Source organism: Rhizobium halophilum (assembly GCF_021648825.1).
Taxonomy (GTDB): Bacteria; Pseudomonadota; Alphaproteobacteria; order Rhizobiales; family Rhizobiaceae; genus Neorhizobium; species Neorhizobium halophilum.
Map to the genome: position 1 here is coordinate 499,859 of NZ_JAKJHS010000002.1, position 15,619 is coordinate 515,477.

Consider the following 15,619-nt stretch of genomic DNA (forward strand, 5'->3'; position numbering starts at 1 on the left):
ATAGCCACGAGGTCGCGTTTCGATGCTCCGCAAACTCCGGCCGGTCTGTGGGTGGCAACAGCGGCCCTCTTTGCGTCACGATTGTTTTGAAGATCAGCAAGAACAGGGGAAGCCAACGTGAATCCGGCAATCATCATTCTCACCATCCTGGGCTGCGACGACAGCGGCACGGAATGCCATTATGTGGCGACGTCTGAGAAGCGTTGGCCAACCGTTGAAATGTGCAGCGCCAACTCCGACAGCGAGCTCGCCGGTTATTCCAACGCGCCCTATCCCGTCGTTATTGCGGTGTGCCAGAAGCCGAAGGAGACGGAGGTCGTGTCGCTCTCGGAGCCGCAGTCGCCCCAGCTGCCGGCTGCTGTTAAAGTCACGGAGGATGGTGAGAAAAGTCTTGCGGGACGCGCCATAGCCCGCGTCAAGGCAGTGCTTCCGACGACGGAGGGCGTGCGCACGCTGATGCAGAAGCCGGTAAGGCTTGTCGAAGAAAGCTATTCCTGGGTTGCCCGCAAGTTCTGATTCCGCTGATCACGCCGCGAGCAACGCATCCTCCGCATAGGTGCGTGCAAGAGTACGCATCTGGTTGCGTTGCAGTTTTTCGATCAGATTGAGCAGCTGCGATACCGGTGCCTCCGCATCAGCGGGACGGCGGCAGCTGGCAAGAAGGCGAGTGCAGAACGTATCCGCAATGGTTAGTTCCTCGGACCGCCAAACGAGCGTCGCCTCGACGAATACCATGGCAATGTCGCGGGGCAGGCCAGCGGATTCAAAAAGTGCGCGCACCGCATGCATGCGCCCGGATGCCAGAAGCGCGCGAACGCGTCGCTGTTCCAGACCCGACAAGGCTACCATGGCCGCGAAGAAGAACGTGATCCTGCCGCTGCACAGGGCATGCATCAACAGCGCGGGCGTCAGCTTCCCATTGGCGCGCAACTGCTCGATCAGCGTGCCCACCTCTGCCGGTGGTACTTTCTCGGCGATCTCCATTAAAGCGGTTTCGCAGGCTTCGGAAGTCACTCGCTCCAGCCGGCTCGGTGGCAGAACCATCTGCACGAGCTGCGAGCTGGCCAGAGCCGCGCTCACCTGTTCGACAAGGTGCTGACGGGCCTCCCCAGGGAGATCCTGGAACTGCAGCAGCAGTCGCCGGATCAAAGGGCAATCACCGAAGCGGTACGCAATACGGCTCAACGAGCGCCGTGAAATCTCCGCATTCGCGTTCTCGAGCAGGAGCAGTATTGTTCCTTCATCGCCGACTTCCGCAAGGGCCGCGCTTGTAGCGCGGCTGACGTGGCTGCGAGCAGCGATCAAACCGCAGGTGATCAACCCGCCGGTTGCCGCCAGATCGACAAGATCCGACTCGATGAGGACAGGCGACTGGGCGATCACGGTACATGCGATCTCGGGCTGATCTTCAGCCAGAGTTAGAATCACCGAACGTGGTGCCTGCGGCGAATCTGCAAGCGCCTGAGCCAGCGCAAGGCGAACTTGCGGTGCGGGGTCGCTGAGCAAATGGCACATTGCGAGCAATGTCGCTTGCCGCTGCTCGTCATCCAGATCAGAGCGAAGGTAGGCTCTTGCCAATGCTCCGGCGGCCTTGGCTCTGTCGCCAGGACGGGCCGTTTCAATCCAACGAAGAAATGCCTGTATGATCACAGCGAAACCCCGGCTGACGAATAGCGTCACCTGAAAACACTCACTATCGTCAGGCTAGGGCCAAAACGTTTAAGTTTGGTTCACCATGTTTGGTGACGGGAGCAGTTGTTCCCAATGGCTACCGACTGTTGGGTCTGGTCAGCTGGAAGACGTCCGTCCCGCCGTCGCTGAAGTCGCGATAGCCCATCCTGGCAATCGGCCGCAGAAGGGTCATGTCGATGCGGCCTTCGCGGATGACGAACTCGCTGATATGGATGCCGACGACCTGGCCTAAGACCATGAAGGATGTCGCCCTGCCGCCGTCCATCGTCTTCGGCTGGATGATTTCCGTGACCCGGCATTCCAGGACGGCATGCGCTTCCGCCACATATGGCGCGTCCACTATCTCTCCACGCTTCGCAGACAGACCCGCAATTGCGAACTCGTCGGTGCCATACGGCACCGCGATGGAGGATGCATTGACCTGCTCTGCGAGATCCCGGCTTGCGAGGCTGGTTGTGAAGACGCCGGTTTCTTCCGCATTGCGTAAGCTATCCTTGCGTCCGCTGGAGGAGAACATGACAATCTTCGGATCATCCGACACGACGTTGAAGAAGGAGTAGGGGGAGAGATTAATCGACCCGTCCCTGCCCTTCGTCCCTATCCAGCCGATCGGCCGTGGAGCGACAATCGCTTTGAACGGATCGTGCTGCATGCCGTGGCTGTTGGTGTCGGTCGTGTAAAACATCAGCCTTTGGCCTCGCCGGCGAAGGTGACGATCTGGGAAAGCTCGGGGCGTGGCCGATCTGGAACCGGAAAATCGCTAGACCCGATATGAATGAAGCCCGCCACCTTCTCTTGCGGCTTAACGCCGAGTGCAGCAAGTGCCTCATTGTCATACGCTATCCATTCCGTTCGCCAGTTGGCGGCGTAACCGTGGGCGTTTGCAGCCATCAGCAGATTGAGGCAAACGGCCCCGGCCGACAGCACCTGCTCCCATTCAGGGATCTTCACATGGGGCGCAGCGGTACTGATTACCGCGACGACGACTGGCGCCCTCAGGAAACGCGTCAATTCCGCATCGCGCGCGGAGTTCGTCATCTCTGGCGACGCCCTTTCCGCGATCTGCAGAAAAACCTCTCCCAGCTCCCGCCGCACATCACCGTGAAATACGATGAAGCGCCAGGGGGACAGCTTGCCATGATCGGGAACGCGCACTGCAAAATTGAGAATCGATCTCAGTTCCTCCGCGTTGGGCCCTGGCTCGCCAATCTGTGCGACAGGCGTCGAGTGCCGCTCACGCAGGTACTCAACGAGTTTCATGTCGTTTTGCATACTCGAGTCGTCCTTCTCAGGAGATGGGGGCGGAAAGCCTTGAATTTGCCTCTAGTTTGGTTTTCAAGTGAGGGTTCGAAATGAAAGAGTCAACCGGTTCTCCAGAGATGACAGGCATATCCATAGCGTTGCGAACGGCCGTTGCGGCAGCTCTGGTGTTTGGGCCTGCGCATGGCGTTGAGGCTCAAAGCGACGCATTCAAGAGTTTCAAGCAACTCGACAGTACGGCTAAAATGCCGAAGCTTAATGCCTTTTCCGCACCGCCTTCCGGCGAAGGCGCGGTCACCGCCAAGGATGTGAAGCTGCAGGCAAAGCTGACAGCCACCGATGAGCGAACGGTAGAGGAAGGACTTGCCTGGCGCGTTTTCAGCCCGATCTCCAGTGTCGACGGGAAACTGCCCCTCGTGGCGAGTTCCGAAGGCGGCGGCGCGTCGTTTCAACTGGTACCGGGGGACTACTTCGTCAACGTCGCCTTCGGCCGTGCTGGCGTGACCAAGAAGTTGACGGTTCCGTCAGAGGGGGAAGTCGAACAGCAGGTGCTCGTGCTCGATGCAGGCGGAGTCGTCTTGGATGCTACGTCCGGCTCCAACGCGTCTATTCCCGAGGACCAACTGAGCTTTTCCATCTACTCCTCAGAGGTGCGCCAGGACGGTGAGCGGGGTTTGGTGATGGCCGATGTGCGGCCGGATACGATCGTCAGATTGAGCGCCGGCACCTACCACGTTGTCTCTGAGTATGGCGACGTTAATGCCGTTGTCCGGGCCGACATTCAGGTTGAGGCTGGCAAGCTTGTCGAGGCAACACTGCAACACCGCGCAGCACAAATCACGCTGAAGCTTGTTTCGCAACCAGGTGGCGAAGCGATCGCCGACACCGCCTGGTCAGTGCTGACCGCGGCAGGCGACATCGTCAATGAAAGCGTCAGCGCCTTCTCCACTATGGTGCTTGCCGAGGGTGACTATCTCGCCGTCGCGCGCAACAAGGACAAGATCTACCAGCGCGCCTTCTCGGTACAGGCAGCAGAAAATACGGATGTCGAGGTTATGATGAAAGATCAGCCGGCGAACATGGATTTGTTTTCAGACGCCGCGCTGCGGGACTGAACGACACTTCTGCACCAATCCTTTCGGAGGAATGCCGCCCGCTGCTTGAGCGGGCGTTGCTTTTTTTGAGCCAGATTATCGTGTCGCTGCCTTGCGCAGCAGATCCGGCGGTGTCCCTTCAAGTCTCAGGCTTGAAACCGCTTCATTCAGCGACATGGAGGTCTGCGCCTGCGAACCGAGCCGGCGGATGTTGACCGAGCGCTCCTCGGCTTCCTTCTTGCCGCAGACGATGATCACCGGCACCTTGGTCACCGAATGCTCGCGGACCTTGTAGTTGATCTTCTCGTTGCGGAAGTCGGTTGCCACATGCAGCCCGGCGGCGCGTAGCGCCTCGGCCACTTCGCGACCGTAGTCGTCCGCATCCGAGGTGATCGTCGCAACCACCACCTGCTGCGGCGCAAACCAAAGCGGCATATGGCCGGCAAAGTTCTCGATCAGAATGCCAAGGAAGCGTTCCATCGAGCCGCAGATTGCGCGGTGGATCATCACCGGCTGCTTCTTTTCTGAGTTCTGGTCGATGTAGAAGGCACCGAAGCGCTCCGGCAGGTTGAAGTCCACCTGAGTCGTTCCGCACTGCCACTCCCGACCGATCGCATCCTTCAGAGTATACTCGAACTTCGGCCCGTAAAACGCACCCTCACCCGGCAAAACGTCGGTCTTGATCCGCCCTTCCGACTGCGTCTCGATGGTCTTCAGGACGTCCATCATGATTTTCTCGGCACGGTCCCAAAGCTCGTCTGATCCCACGCGCTTCTCGGGCCGGGTCGAGAGCTTGACGACAACCTCCTTGAAGCCGAAATCTTCGTAGACCGAGAGAATCAGATCGTTGATCCGAAGGCATTCCGCGGCAAGCTGTTCGTCGGTACAGAAGACATGTGCGTCGTCCTGCGTGAAGCCGCGCACGCGCATTAGCCCGTGCAAGGCGCCCGACGGTTCGTAGCGATGAACGTTGCCAAATTCTGCAAGGCGAATCGGCAGATCGCGGTAAGACTTCAGGCCGTGCTTGAAGATCTGGACATGTCCCGGGCAGTTCATCGGCTTCAATGCGAAGATCCGCTGATCAGCTTCCTCGTCGTCGGGATTGGTGAAGGCATGAGCGGACTTCACCGCGAACATGTTCTCCTGGTACCAGCCCCAGTGACCGGAGGTTTCCCACAGCGACTTGTCGAGAATTTGCGGCGCGTTGACCTCTTCATAGACGCCCGCCAGTCGGCGGCGCATGTAGGCCGTCAGCGTCTGGAACATCCGCCAGCCCTTGCCGTGCCAGAAGACGACTCCCGGACCTTCCTCCTGAAAGTGGAAGAGGTCCATCTCGCGACCGAGCTTGCGGTGATCACGCTTTTCAGCCTCCTCCAGGATGTGGAGGTAAGCGTCGAGCTCTTCCTGTGTGGCCCAGGCGGTGCCGTAGATCCGCGTCAGCATCGGCTTGGTCGCGTCACCCCGCCAGTAGGCGCCGGCCACCTTCATCAGCTTGAAAGCAGTGCCCACCTGCCCCGTAGAGGCCATATGGGGACCGCGGCAAAGATCGAACCAATCGCCCTGGCGGTAGATTTTCAGATCCTGGCCCTCAGGGATCATGTCGACCAGTTCGACTTTGTAGGCCTCCCCCTTGTCGGCGAAGATGTCTCGCGCCTTGTCGCGCGACCAGACTTCCTTGGTGAAGGCCGCATTCTTCTGGATGATCTCCTTCATCTTCTTTTCGATCTTCGGCAGATCGTCCGGCGTGAAGGGCCAATCTTCGCGGCTATCTGGGTGGACGCGCTTGAAATCGTAGTAGAAGCCGTTCTCGATCACCGGGCCGATCGTCACCTGCGTGCCAGGCCAGAGGTCCTGGACGGCTTCGGCCATGACGTGGGCGGCATCGTGACGGATGAGCTCCAGTGCGCGGGGATCGGTGCGGGTGACGATCTCGATCCGGCCGTCGACAACGGGGTCGGAGAGATCGCGCAGCTCACCGTCGAGCGCAATGGCAACCGCCTTCTTGGCGAGCGACTTGGAGATCGACTCGGCCACGGCAAGACCGGTCGTACCCTGATCGAAAGCGCGGACGGAACCATCGGGAAATGTGAGGGAAACGGACATGTCGTATGCTCCTGATCCAGTCCCGCCAACGAATGCGGGTGGTGGTTTTGGGATGGTCGGCGATGCGCCGACGGGTCAGCCAGATACTGGCTTTTACGTGTTGAGTAAAGGCTGCGGCCGGGCCAGTTGCCCGGCCCTAGCGGCTCCCCCAGTAACGCCAGGGCAGGAACCACCGCTGTTGAGATGCAAGTCGTTCCGGCACCGGGTCGAGGCCGGAACTGCCGCCGGGACCGCATCGGCCGACACGAAACAGTGTCATCCACCCACCGGCCCAAAGGCCATGGCGGGCGATCGCTTCATAACCGTATTCCGAACAGGTTGGGATATGGCGGCAAGAGTTACCGATAAAACCAGAGAGCGTCAGTTGGTAGAGACGGATAAATCGCGTGCCAAAGAGCCGACCTGGCGTCTTGCGGAAAGGACCCCGCCAGTTTCTTGACGTTGAAGTTTTCGGTGGGTGGTTGCAGCCGGGCGCGGAACACATGTCACGCCGAAACCATCGTCTGCTTTGCCTCGATCTGATCAAGACAATCCACCACCGCATCGAAGGTCAGCATAGTTGAAGCATGGCGTGCCTTGTAGTCTTTCACCGGCATCAAATAGCGCATGTCCCCGAAGCGGCCACTCGGCCCTTCGCCGCCAGCGTTTAGCATCTCCAGCATGTCGTTACGAGCGTCTCGGATCTCTGTCGCACTTGCTCCTACAATACTGCGGGCCATGACCGAGGAGGAGGCCTGGCCGAGGGCGCAGGCACGGACGTCATGGGCGAAATCGGTCACCACCCCCTGGTTCACCTTAAGATAGACTCGGACCCTCGACCCACAGAGCTTGGAGTGCTTTTCCGACGTCGCATCTGCATCCGGCAACGAGCCTGCACGCCCTATATTCCCGGCAAATTCGAGGATCTTACTGTTGTAGATGTCATCCATCACTTCATCCGGTCGGGTTGTGCGCTGGGGCAGACGCTGCGTTCACCTCGGAACGGTGTAAAACCGTATCTTCTGGCACTATATGTAGGCTGAGATCAAGACGATCAAGAACCGCCGGCTTTCGCCGGCGCGACGTCAAAATGAGCTGAAATATCTTGTCAAAGCAGCGGCGACGGGTCATAGCGCCACATTGCAACAGCTTTACCGCATTGACCCTCCGGTAAAACATTTGGGTTCGACTGCGTCGTCCCGGGAGACAGCAATGGATGCAATCGTGAAGACCTTCCCCGGCCAGTCCGAAACCCGCCCCACCCGCGAGCAGGCCGAAGAGGCCGTACGCGTGCTTTTGCGCTGGGCTGGCGAGGATCCACAGCGCGAAGGTTTGCTGGATACGCCAAAACGCGTGGCCACCGCCTATCGGGAACTGTTCAACGGCTATGAGCTGTCGCCGGAGGACGTCCTTGGCCGGACCTTTGAAGAGGTCTCCGGTTATGGCGATCCTGTTCTTGTGCGCGATATTCCCTTTTATTCGCATTGCGAGCATCACATGCTGCCGATCAGCGGCAAGGCCCACGTTGCCTACCTGCCGAACGGTCGCGTGCTCGGCCTGTCGAAAATCGCTCGGGTCGTCGATATCTTCGGTCGCCGCCTGCAGACCCAGGAGAACATGACGGCGCAGATCGCCGGCGCGATCGACAAGACGCTGAAGCCTCGCGGTGTAGCTGTCATGATCGAGGCGGAGCACATGTGCATGGCCATGCGCGGGGTGCAGAAGCAGGGTTCGACCACGCTCACGACGACGTTCACGGGCGAGTTCAAGGAAAATGCGACGGAGCAGGCGCGCTTCCTGACCCTTGTGCGCAACCGGTAACGGTCAGTCATGACGATCAATTTTCCACCGCCGTCCGAGGATAAGAGTGAGCTCGAAGGCGCAGGTCCATTTTCGCCCCGGTTCGGCGCAGATGGCCTCGTCACCGCCGTTGTTACCGACATCGCCGACGGCGAGCTCCTGATGGTCGCGCACATGAACACCGAGGCTCTGGCGCTGACGGTCGAGACTGGCGTTGCGCATTATTACAGCCGTTCACGCCAGAAGATCTGGAAGAAGGGCGAATCATCCGGCAACCTGCAAACCGTGCACGAGATGCGGACGGACTGCGATCAGGACGCCGTCTGGCTGAAAGTTTCCGTTGCAGGTCACGATGCCACCTGCCACACCGGACGACGCTCGTGCTTTTATCGCACCGTCACCCTCCGCGACGGTACGGCAGAGCTGTCCGTCACCGACGACGAGCGCCATTTTGACCCCCGGGAGGTTTACGGATCGGCAGGAACCAAGTGCTGACTGTGCCGTTTTCCGACAAGGCGAACGTGGCTATACTTTTTCGAAACCAATCTGTGCTTAATTGACTTTCACGATGGCGTTCAGCTTGGGGGGTGTCGATGCTGAACTGGAACTGGAACCGAGGCGGACCGGCCAACGACGTGGCGCCGGCTGAAGGTTCCAAGGCACTCGAACCCCCCACGGTCATCGATGTTCCCAAGAAGGCCAAGCTCGCATTGGCGCTTGGTGGCGGGGCAGCGCGCGGCTGGGCGCATATCGGCGTCCTACGCGCGCTGGACGAGGCGGGCATCGAAGTCGGTATGGTTGCCGGAACCTCCATCGGGGCGCTGGTCGGGGGCTGCTATCTGGCCGGAAAGCTGGACGAGCTCGAAAGCTTCGCACGATCCATCACAATGCGCCGGCTGGCGGGGCTTCTCGATCTTACCATCGGCGGCAGCGGACTGCTCGGCGGTATGCGGCTGACCAAGCGAATGCAGGAACATCTGGAAGGCGTTTTGATCGAAGAACTCGACCGGCCTTTCGTAGCCGTCGCAACCGAACTTCACACTGGACATGAAGTCTGGATCGCTAACGGCTCCCTCATCACTGCACTTCGCGCGTCCTACGCCCTTCCGGGGATCTTCGAACCTGTCACCTGCAACAACCGTACGTTGGTCGATGGAGCTCTTGTCAATCCGGTTCCGAGCTCGGTTTGCCGTGCCTACGAGCAGCCGCTTGTGGTGGCCGTAAACCTGAACTACGACATTTTTGGCCGCTCGGCAGTCGTCAAGCACAGCGCCGGCACCCAGCCCCTTGAGGAGGGTCAACGTAAACAATCGCCTGATCAGCAACATCTCGGGCTTCCCGGCGTCATGGTGCAGGCTTTCAATATCATTCAGGAGCGGATTTCGCGCGCGCGTCTGGCGGGAGATCCGCCTGACCTTGCCCTGCATCCTCGGTTGAGTGATATCGGGCTTTCCGAGTTCCATCGTGCGGGCGAGGCAATCGACCGCGGCTACCAGGAAACAATGAACCAGATCGCGTCGCTACAGCGGATGCAGCAAGCCTTTGCGCGATAACTCGTCTTCGCGCTCCCGCGATCAGCTGGAGATGTAAGCCTTGATTTGCTCGGCTTCGAGTTCGATTTCGCGAATGCGCCACTTCACGACGTCGCCGATCGAAACGATACCGATGAGTTGACCGTCTTTCTCAACGGGAACGTGGCGGAAGCGCCCGGCGCTCATCATCTCCATAAGCTGATTGATGGAGGTCTCTTCCCCACACTTTTGCACGTCAACCGTCATCACTGAAGCAACCGGCTGTTGCAGAGCGGCAGCACCGTTTTCGGCGACGGCACGCACAAGGTCACGCTCGGTGAAGATACCCGCTATACGGTCCTGCTCATCCTTAATGACAACGCCACCGATTGCCTTGTCGCGCAAGATACCAGCAACTTGCAACAAGGTCTGATCAGACGCAGCCACCACCACGTGCCTGCCCTTCACCTCCAGAAGCTGTTTTACGGTTGTCGACATTGCTTTCTCCTCGCAAGCGTCTGCTCATCGACGGCAACCCACTGCCGGAGTCGCCTCCACTCCGATCATGCGCTTGCGTGCCAGCCATTGCAAATCGGTTGCACTGATGCCGTGACACATGTGCGCTAAAGAGTTCGAACGCTGCTTCGGTTACATGGTTCATGCTGGATTCAGGTTGAACGACCTATCTTGCCTGAGATGTCTGACAAAGTTCACTCTACCAAACCGATCGAACCCTTGGATCTTGCCATGTTACAGCGTGTCCTCGACGGTACCTGCAGTACGCATCGCTTTCCGAAAGAGAGCTGCGAGGCGCGGGAAGCAGCCGCTCTTCTCATCGCATTGTTCAATCACGGAATCCGTCAGGAGCATCACCTAGCGGCTATGGTGCGGTAGCCGTAGCGACAGCCTTAGGGTATCTCGCGCCGTTCGTTCTTGGCATTTGAGATCTGATCCAGTCACCATCGTCAAACGGCAATCTGCTCTTTCGCTCAACACTGCCTGGCGGCGGGCCGACAGTGGAGAAGGCCTCACCCGCCTTTGACGAAGCTTGGAGGTTCGACGGCGTAGTGTCGCTCGCCACGCCCGAGTAGATAAACTTCCCGCTCCGGGTTTTCCCTGATGACAAAGCCTGCACTGCGAAGCATTGCCTCCATGGCAGCCTTGTTGGGGAGGAACCAATTGGTCGGATCACTGGCGTAGCGCTCTTCCACGAAGAACAGCTTGGGATAATCAGGTCGATCGAAAAGTAACCATTCGGAAAAGTCGTAGTTTTCCCGGAGATCCGGGATACGCTCGTCGCCTCGTTGCAGGCACTGAAAGAGCATCATGTCGCCCACGACGTGCTCGTAGAGTAGGTCAAGCGCGAGAAGCGGGTGGCGCAGGTGATAGAGCACGCCCATGAAGATCACGAGATCGAAGCGCTCCTTCAACTGCGGGACCTCAAATACCGACATCTGGCGGTATTCGATGTCCAAACCTTCATGTTTGGCGGCAAACCGCGCCTGAGCGAGATAGCGGGCGTCGGAATCGATCCCGACCACTCGCCCCGCATTGCGGCGCTTCATCTCCATTGTGTAGAAGCCGGCATTGCAGCCGATATCAAGCACACTTCGCCCGGCAAGGTCGTCAGGAACGATGTGCTTGAAGCCTTCCCACTTGAAGTTTGGATAATCTCCTAGGAAATGCCCCGGCGCTGTTTCCAAACCGCCGATCCGCATGTTCTGAAACCAGGGACCCAGCCTTTCGATCTCTTGTTTGAGGATTTCTCCCCGGCCGCTGCGTGCATCCATTCTGTCAGACCCCAATGCTCATTTCGGCTGCTTTTCTGTTGCTGACGGCAAGGGCTGCAACCGCTTCGGCGCGTCTAGCCTCGCCGAGGCTGGTCGAGAACCATTCAACGGTCTGCCTCAAGCCCTCTGCCAGTGGAACCGCAGGTTCCCATCCGAGAAGTTCCTTCGCGCGCGAGATATCCGGACGGCGACGCTGTGGATCGTCCATCGGAAGGGGCTTCTGAACAAGTCCAGCAGAGGTCGGAACCATTTCCACGACCATACGCGCCAACTCATTGATGGTGAACTCGCCGGGATTGCCAAGGTTTACGGGAACCTCGGGGTTCGGCGTTATCATCATCAGGCTCATCAGCCCTTCCACAAGATCCGTCACATAGCAAAATGATCGAGTTTGCTCGCCCGTGCCATAGATGGTCAACGAGTTTCCGGACAAAGCTTGGACAATGAGGTTCGAGACGATGCGGCCATCGTTCGGCTGCATACGCGGACCATATGTGTTGAAGATCCGCGCTACCCGCGCGTCGACCCGTCCGGCCCTCAAGAGATCGAAACACAACGCTTCAGCGGCGCGTTTGCCTTCATCGTAACACGCCCTTGGGCCTGTGCAGTTGACGTTTCCGCGATAATCCTCGCGCTGAGGATGTTCCTCCGGATCTCCATAGACTTCGCTGGTGGAAGCCTGCAGGAACGACGCGCCATGTTCCTCCGCCAGCGCAAGCAGATTGCCGGTCCCGACGACGCAGGTCATCATAGTGTGCGCTGGGTCAGCCTGATACTGTGGCGGAGAGGCTGCGCAGGCCAAGTTGTAAACATAGTCCACCGGTTCGTCGAAGGACATCTTCTCGCAGATGTCCTTCTCCACCATCCGGAAGCCTGGGTGGTTCATCAGCGGCCGGATGTTCGCCTCTGATCCCGTCAGATAGCTGTCGACGCAGATGACGCGTTGTCCCCGCGAAAGCAGTGCGTCGCACAGATGCGACCCGACAAAACCGGCTCCGCCTGCGACCAATGCTGTTCCAGCACGTCCTGAGTAGTTCCGTTGCAACATGTATTTGCCCCTTTAAGCGGAAATGCGTTGCCGGTCGGGTTGTTCCACCCTCGCCTGCGGCTGAAGCGCTTGCAGCGCCTCCACCAATTCGCGGGACCGCGCCAGCCCGGTATGCCCCTGAAGCACCTTCTCGCGTGCCGCGGCGGCGATCGCCGCACGCTTCTGGTCGTCTGCGGTCGAGAGCGCCTCAACGACATCCTCGGTCCCGTGGGCGATGATGATGGCTTGGCCATGCGGCAGAAGCTCGTCCAGCCCGCGCCAGTAGTCGCTGATGATCGGCGTCCCGCAGGCAGCGGCCTCGAAAAGGCGCACGCTCGGAGACCATCCGGCGGCGATCATGTCTGCGCGGGTGACATTCAGCGTGAAGCGCTGGCGACTATAGAAAGAGGGATGCTCGGACGGTGGCAGATGATCGATCCGCTCGACATTCTGCGGCCAGTCAATGTCATCCGGGTATTGCGGCCCCGCCACGACGAAGCGCTTTTCCGGCATGCGGCGCGCCACCTCAACGAGCAGCCGATCGACGGTCGGCTGCCGATCCGCACTATAGGTGCCCAGGTACCCGAGCTCCCACTCGAACGCTTCGCCACTGTTACCGTACCGCGATGCATCGACGGAGCAGTATAGGGCCACGGCATTGCGCGAGCCGTAATCGGTCTCCAACCGATCGAGCACCTCTCCGCCGGAGAATGAGAAATACGCGTCGAAGATTGGGATCTGGCGCCGCGCCAGATATTCCTCGTCGCCGCGATCGAGCTTGGCAAGCGTCACCGGTGTGTCGATGTCGTAGAAGCACAAGCGAGGCGGAGACAAGGCCGCAACCTCATCAATCACCTTCACGCCCTCAGGGACGTAGGATCCGATGATGACTGCGTCCGCAGAACGTATCCGGTCCGCGTAGAGCGACAGCAGCTGTTCGAGGCTTGCATAGTATTGCAGCTCGCAAAAGTCCGGCTCCGGCAGATCCCGTTGGCTCGCATACCAGGGTACGTCCCGCTCAAGGAATAGGACGCGGTGTCCGTCCTGGCTCAGCCCGCGCAAGAGCGCACGGAACGTCGTTGCGTGCCCATTTCCCCACGAAGACGACAGCGAGAGACCAAGGATGACGATATCGAGCGGCTTCGTCATTCCGCTGCCTCCAGCTTCCCAGCGTGTTGACGAAACAGCATATCGACCGTCTCGGCACGATGTTCATAGGTGTGTTCTGAAAGAACCCGCTCTAGCGCGCGCTGACCGATCGTGTCTGCTCGCTCATCCGAGAGACCGGCAAGGATGTCCGCCACGTCCTGTCCGTCGCGAGCAACCAGAACCTCCTCGTCCGGTTTCAGGAAGAGTTCGATACCGTCCCAATAGTCGGTGATCAGGCACCCGCCTGCGCCAGCCGCTTCAAACACACGTGTCGCCGGAGAAAAACCGTTCTCGGCCATACTGGCACGCGAGATGTTGAGCACGGCCTTCGGCGTCACGTTGAAGGCGTTGTGGTCTCGGGTCGAGACGTGGCCGATGTAGTTTACGTTCCTCGACATCGGCTTGTCCTGCCAACCCGAGCCCCCCAGCAAGAACGTCTGGTCGGGAAGCCGTGCAGCGGGCTCGAGGAAGTAATGCTCGACCCGGGCTTCGCGATCGGGGAGCCTGTTGCCGAGGAAGCCGAGATCGGCACCAAAACGCCGGTCGGCCGGGACCGGGTGATGGGTTTCCGGGTCAAGCGCATTATAGATCGGGATGCAATCATGAGCGCCGATCGACCGGTACGCATCCACAACGGGATCGCCACCCCCATAGGTGAGCACCATGTCCAACTGCTGGAGGGCTGTGCGCAGGGGGTGGTCGGCCGCCGCCCGCACTTCGGCCAGCGTCGCCGGCGCATCAACATCCCAGAAGATTTTCAGCGCATCCGGACGGGCGTGGCGCAGCACTTCCTCCAGCAGCAGTTCATCTTCGAACCCCACGCCACTCGCCTTCACAACGACATCGGCGGCTGCGGCCTCCGCGGTCACTGCCTTCAGCGCATCGATCGTGCCTCCGTACACGACGACCTTGCACCACCCCGGCGGATCGATATCGCGGTTCTTCTGTCGGTCGTAGACGTCAGGCTCGTAAAAGGTAATGTCATAGCCTTTTGCCGCAAGCGCCCGAAGCAACCCGCGATAGTAAGTCGCCGCACCATTCCAGTAGGCAGAAACAAGGCTTGAGCCATAGAATGCGATTTTCATTCCGCAGCCTCCGGAGTTGCCATCTGCGGCGTGACGCCGGTGGTGCCGCAGACGGCGAGCACGTGGAATAACTCGTCGACACGGTGACGGCAGGTGTGCCGGCTCCGAATGGTTTCCAACCCGGAGATGGTCAGTTCCCTGGCCAGTTCCTTGTCCATGAGAACTCGCCTGAGGCTCTGCTTCATCTCTTCGCCGTCGCGAGCAAGGAGAAAATCCCTACCGGGGCGGAAGAGTTGTTCGACGTCGTCCCAGGGAGCCGAGATCAGCGGGATCCCGCACGCCAGCGCCTCAAAGACCCGAATGGTCGGGATGCCAGGAAGATTCTGCACATACGGTCGCCGCGGTATGTGCATGGTGACCCTGTGCTGCGCGAACGCCAGCGGGGCGTCTGCGTTGGCAATCCAGCCGCCGTAGCGGATCCCCGCATCGTTGAGCGATGCCAAGGCCGCATCTGGATAACGCACCCCACGGACGGTCGTTTGGAGGGCAAGTTCCTTCGCGGGGCGCACCAGGAACTCCGCGATTTCCGCTGTCCGCTCGTCGTCTCCCCAGTTGCCGACCCAGATCAGTTCACCAGTCATCTCCACATCCGGCATGGGCTTGAAGAGCGTCGCATCGGCCGCCTCATGCCAGGTGAAGACGTTGCGACCCCAGCCTGCCTTTAGGTAGCGCTCGCGTAGGGTCTCGCCAAAGACAAGCACGCCGTCATAGTCGCTCAGATCGAGCCCTGCGATATCTTCCTCGGCCGACACCGCACGGTGATGGGTGTCGTGAAAGAGCAGCGTGAAGCGCCCGCCCTCGCGCCGGATTTTGCCGATCCGCCTGACCAGTTCTGGATCCGTCCACTCGTGGACCACCACCACGTCGGCGCCTGCGAGGGCCACCTCGTGATCGAAGTTCAAGCCGTAGATTTCGCTGTTCAGGTCGGGGAAGGCCGCATGGAAATGCTCCACCGCCGCCTGCCCCTGGTCGCGGATCAGGTTTTCGCGGCTCCACGCCCCTTCGGGTTCCAGCGCAATGGCCTCGTGCCCGCGCCGGATGAGATCCCGCATCACGCCGCGCAAGAAATGAGCGTTGCCGTGGTTCCAATCTGAGATCAGCGAGTGAGTATAGAAGATGAAGCGCATTT

General features: G+C 59.8%; 17 protein-coding genes. 5 read left to right on the top strand and 12 right to left on the bottom strand.

What is annotated here, in order from left to right:
* The first annotated feature begins 117 nt into the window (after positions 1–117).
* Positions 118–516, top strand: coding sequence for a hypothetical protein (locus LXM96_RS06935; RefSeq protein WP_239997641.1), 399 nt, complete (start codon positions 118–120; stop codon positions 514–516).
* Between the two features lie 9 nt (positions 517–525).
* Here the strand turns inward: LXM96_RS06935 and LXM96_RS06940 are convergent, their stop codons facing one another.
* The 3 genes from LXM96_RS06940 to LXM96_RS06950 all read right to left on the bottom strand — a co-directional run bounded on the left by LXM96_RS06940 (position 526) and on the right by LXM96_RS06950 (position 2,964).
* A complete protein-coding gene (locus LXM96_RS06940; RefSeq protein WP_394801898.1) occupies positions 526–1,680 on the bottom strand; it encodes a DUF2336 domain-containing protein in 1,155 nt (384 codons plus the stop codon).
* 88 nt (positions 1,681–1,768) lie between these two features.
* Positions 1,769–2,377 (bottom strand): flavin reductase family protein, encoded by a 609-nt coding sequence (locus LXM96_RS06945; RefSeq protein ID WP_239997642.1) that lies wholly within the window; start codon positions 2,375–2,377, stop codon positions 1,769–1,771.
* Positions 2,377–2,964, bottom strand: coding sequence for a nitroreductase family protein (locus LXM96_RS06950; RefSeq protein ID WP_239997643.1), 588 nt, complete (start codon positions 2,962–2,964; stop codon positions 2,377–2,379). Before LXM96_RS06950 ends, LXM96_RS06945 begins: the two co-directional genes overlap by 1 nt.
* Positions 2,965–3,071: 107 nt before the next feature.
* Between LXM96_RS06950 and LXM96_RS06955 the strand changes: the two genes are divergently transcribed.
* Positions 3,072–4,067: a hypothetical protein gene (locus LXM96_RS06955; protein WP_394801911.1), complete on the top strand. Its 996-nt coding sequence runs from the start codon at positions 3,072–3,074 to the stop codon at positions 4,065–4,067.
* Between the two features lie 75 nt (positions 4,068–4,142).
* Here LXM96_RS06955 and thrS read toward each other — a convergent pair whose 3' ends face one another.
* The 3 genes from thrS to LXM96_RS06970 all read right to left on the bottom strand — a co-directional run bounded on the left by thrS (position 4,143) and on the right by LXM96_RS06970 (position 7,081).
* Positions 4,143–6,149: a threonine--tRNA ligase gene (thrS, locus tag LXM96_RS06960; protein ID WP_239997645.1), complete on the bottom strand. Its 2,007-nt coding sequence runs from the start codon at positions 6,147–6,149 to the stop codon at positions 4,143–4,145.
* A gap of 136 nt (positions 6,150–6,285) precedes the next feature.
* Positions 6,286–6,633: a membrane protein insertion efficiency factor YidD gene (gene yidD / locus LXM96_RS06965; RefSeq protein ID WP_239997646.1), complete on the bottom strand. Its 348-nt coding sequence runs from the start codon at positions 6,631–6,633 to the stop codon at positions 6,286–6,288.
* 1 nt (position 6,634) lies between these two features.
* Complete coding sequence (locus tag LXM96_RS06970; RefSeq protein WP_239997647.1) at positions 6,635–7,081, bottom strand: iron-sulfur cluster assembly scaffold protein; 447 nt, start codon at positions 7,079–7,081, stop codon at positions 6,635–6,637.
* Positions 7,082–7,340: 259 nt separating this feature from the next.
* On the opposite strand from LXM96_RS06970, the gene folE reads away from it, so the two are divergent.
* The 3 genes from folE to LXM96_RS06985 all read left to right on the top strand — a co-directional run bounded on the left by folE (position 7,341) and on the right by LXM96_RS06985 (position 9,481).
* Positions 7,341–7,949: a GTP cyclohydrolase I FolE gene (gene folE, locus LXM96_RS06975; RefSeq protein WP_239997648.1), complete on the top strand. Its 609-nt coding sequence runs from the start codon at positions 7,341–7,343 to the stop codon at positions 7,947–7,949.
* 9 nt (positions 7,950–7,958) lie between these two features.
* Positions 7,959–8,423, top strand: coding sequence for a phosphoribosyl-AMP cyclohydrolase (gene hisI, locus LXM96_RS06980; protein ID WP_239997649.1), 465 nt, complete (start codon positions 7,959–7,961; stop codon positions 8,421–8,423).
* Between the two features lie 98 nt (positions 8,424–8,521).
* The gene (locus tag LXM96_RS06985) at positions 8,522–9,481 is read left to right on the top strand and encodes a patatin-like phospholipase family protein (RefSeq protein WP_239997650.1); all 960 of its coding nucleotides are present in this window, start codon (positions 8,522–8,524) and stop codon (positions 9,479–9,481) included.
* Positions 9,482–9,502: 21 nt separating this feature from the next.
* Here the strand turns inward: LXM96_RS06985 and LXM96_RS06990 are convergent, their stop codons facing one another.
* From LXM96_RS06990 to LXM96_RS07015, 6 genes are all read right to left on the bottom strand, one after another.
* Positions 9,503–9,937 carry a CBS domain-containing protein gene (locus LXM96_RS06990; protein WP_239997651.1) on the bottom strand — a complete coding sequence of 145 codons (435 nt, stop codon included), beginning with the start codon at positions 9,935–9,937 and terminating at the stop codon, positions 9,503–9,505.
* A gap of 530 nt (positions 9,938–10,467) precedes the next feature.
* Positions 10,468–11,229 carry a TIGR04290 family methyltransferase gene (locus LXM96_RS06995; protein ID WP_239997652.1) on the bottom strand — a complete coding sequence of 254 codons (762 nt, stop codon included), beginning with the start codon at positions 11,227–11,229 and terminating at the stop codon, positions 10,468–10,470.
* Between the two features lie 4 nt (positions 11,230–11,233).
* Positions 11,234–12,277, bottom strand: coding sequence for a UDP-glucuronic acid decarboxylase family protein (locus LXM96_RS07000; RefSeq protein ID WP_239997653.1), 1,044 nt, complete (start codon positions 12,275–12,277; stop codon positions 11,234–11,236).
* 12 nt (positions 12,278–12,289) lie between these two features.
* Positions 12,290–13,405, bottom strand: a complete 1,116-nt coding sequence (locus LXM96_RS07005; RefSeq protein ID WP_239997654.1) for a CgeB family protein — start codon at positions 13,403–13,405, stop codon at positions 12,290–12,292.
* Positions 13,402–14,490: a CgeB family protein gene (locus LXM96_RS07010; RefSeq protein WP_239997655.1), complete on the bottom strand. Its 1,089-nt coding sequence runs from the start codon at positions 14,488–14,490 to the stop codon at positions 13,402–13,404. Before LXM96_RS07010 ends, LXM96_RS07005 begins: the two co-directional genes overlap by 4 nt.
* Positions 14,487–15,617 carry a CgeB family protein gene (locus tag LXM96_RS07015; protein ID WP_239997656.1) on the bottom strand — a complete coding sequence of 377 codons (1,131 nt, stop codon included), beginning with the start codon at positions 15,615–15,617 and terminating at the stop codon, positions 14,487–14,489. Before LXM96_RS07015 ends, LXM96_RS07010 begins: the two co-directional genes overlap by 4 nt.
* Between the last annotated feature and the right edge of the window lie 2 nt (positions 15,618–15,619).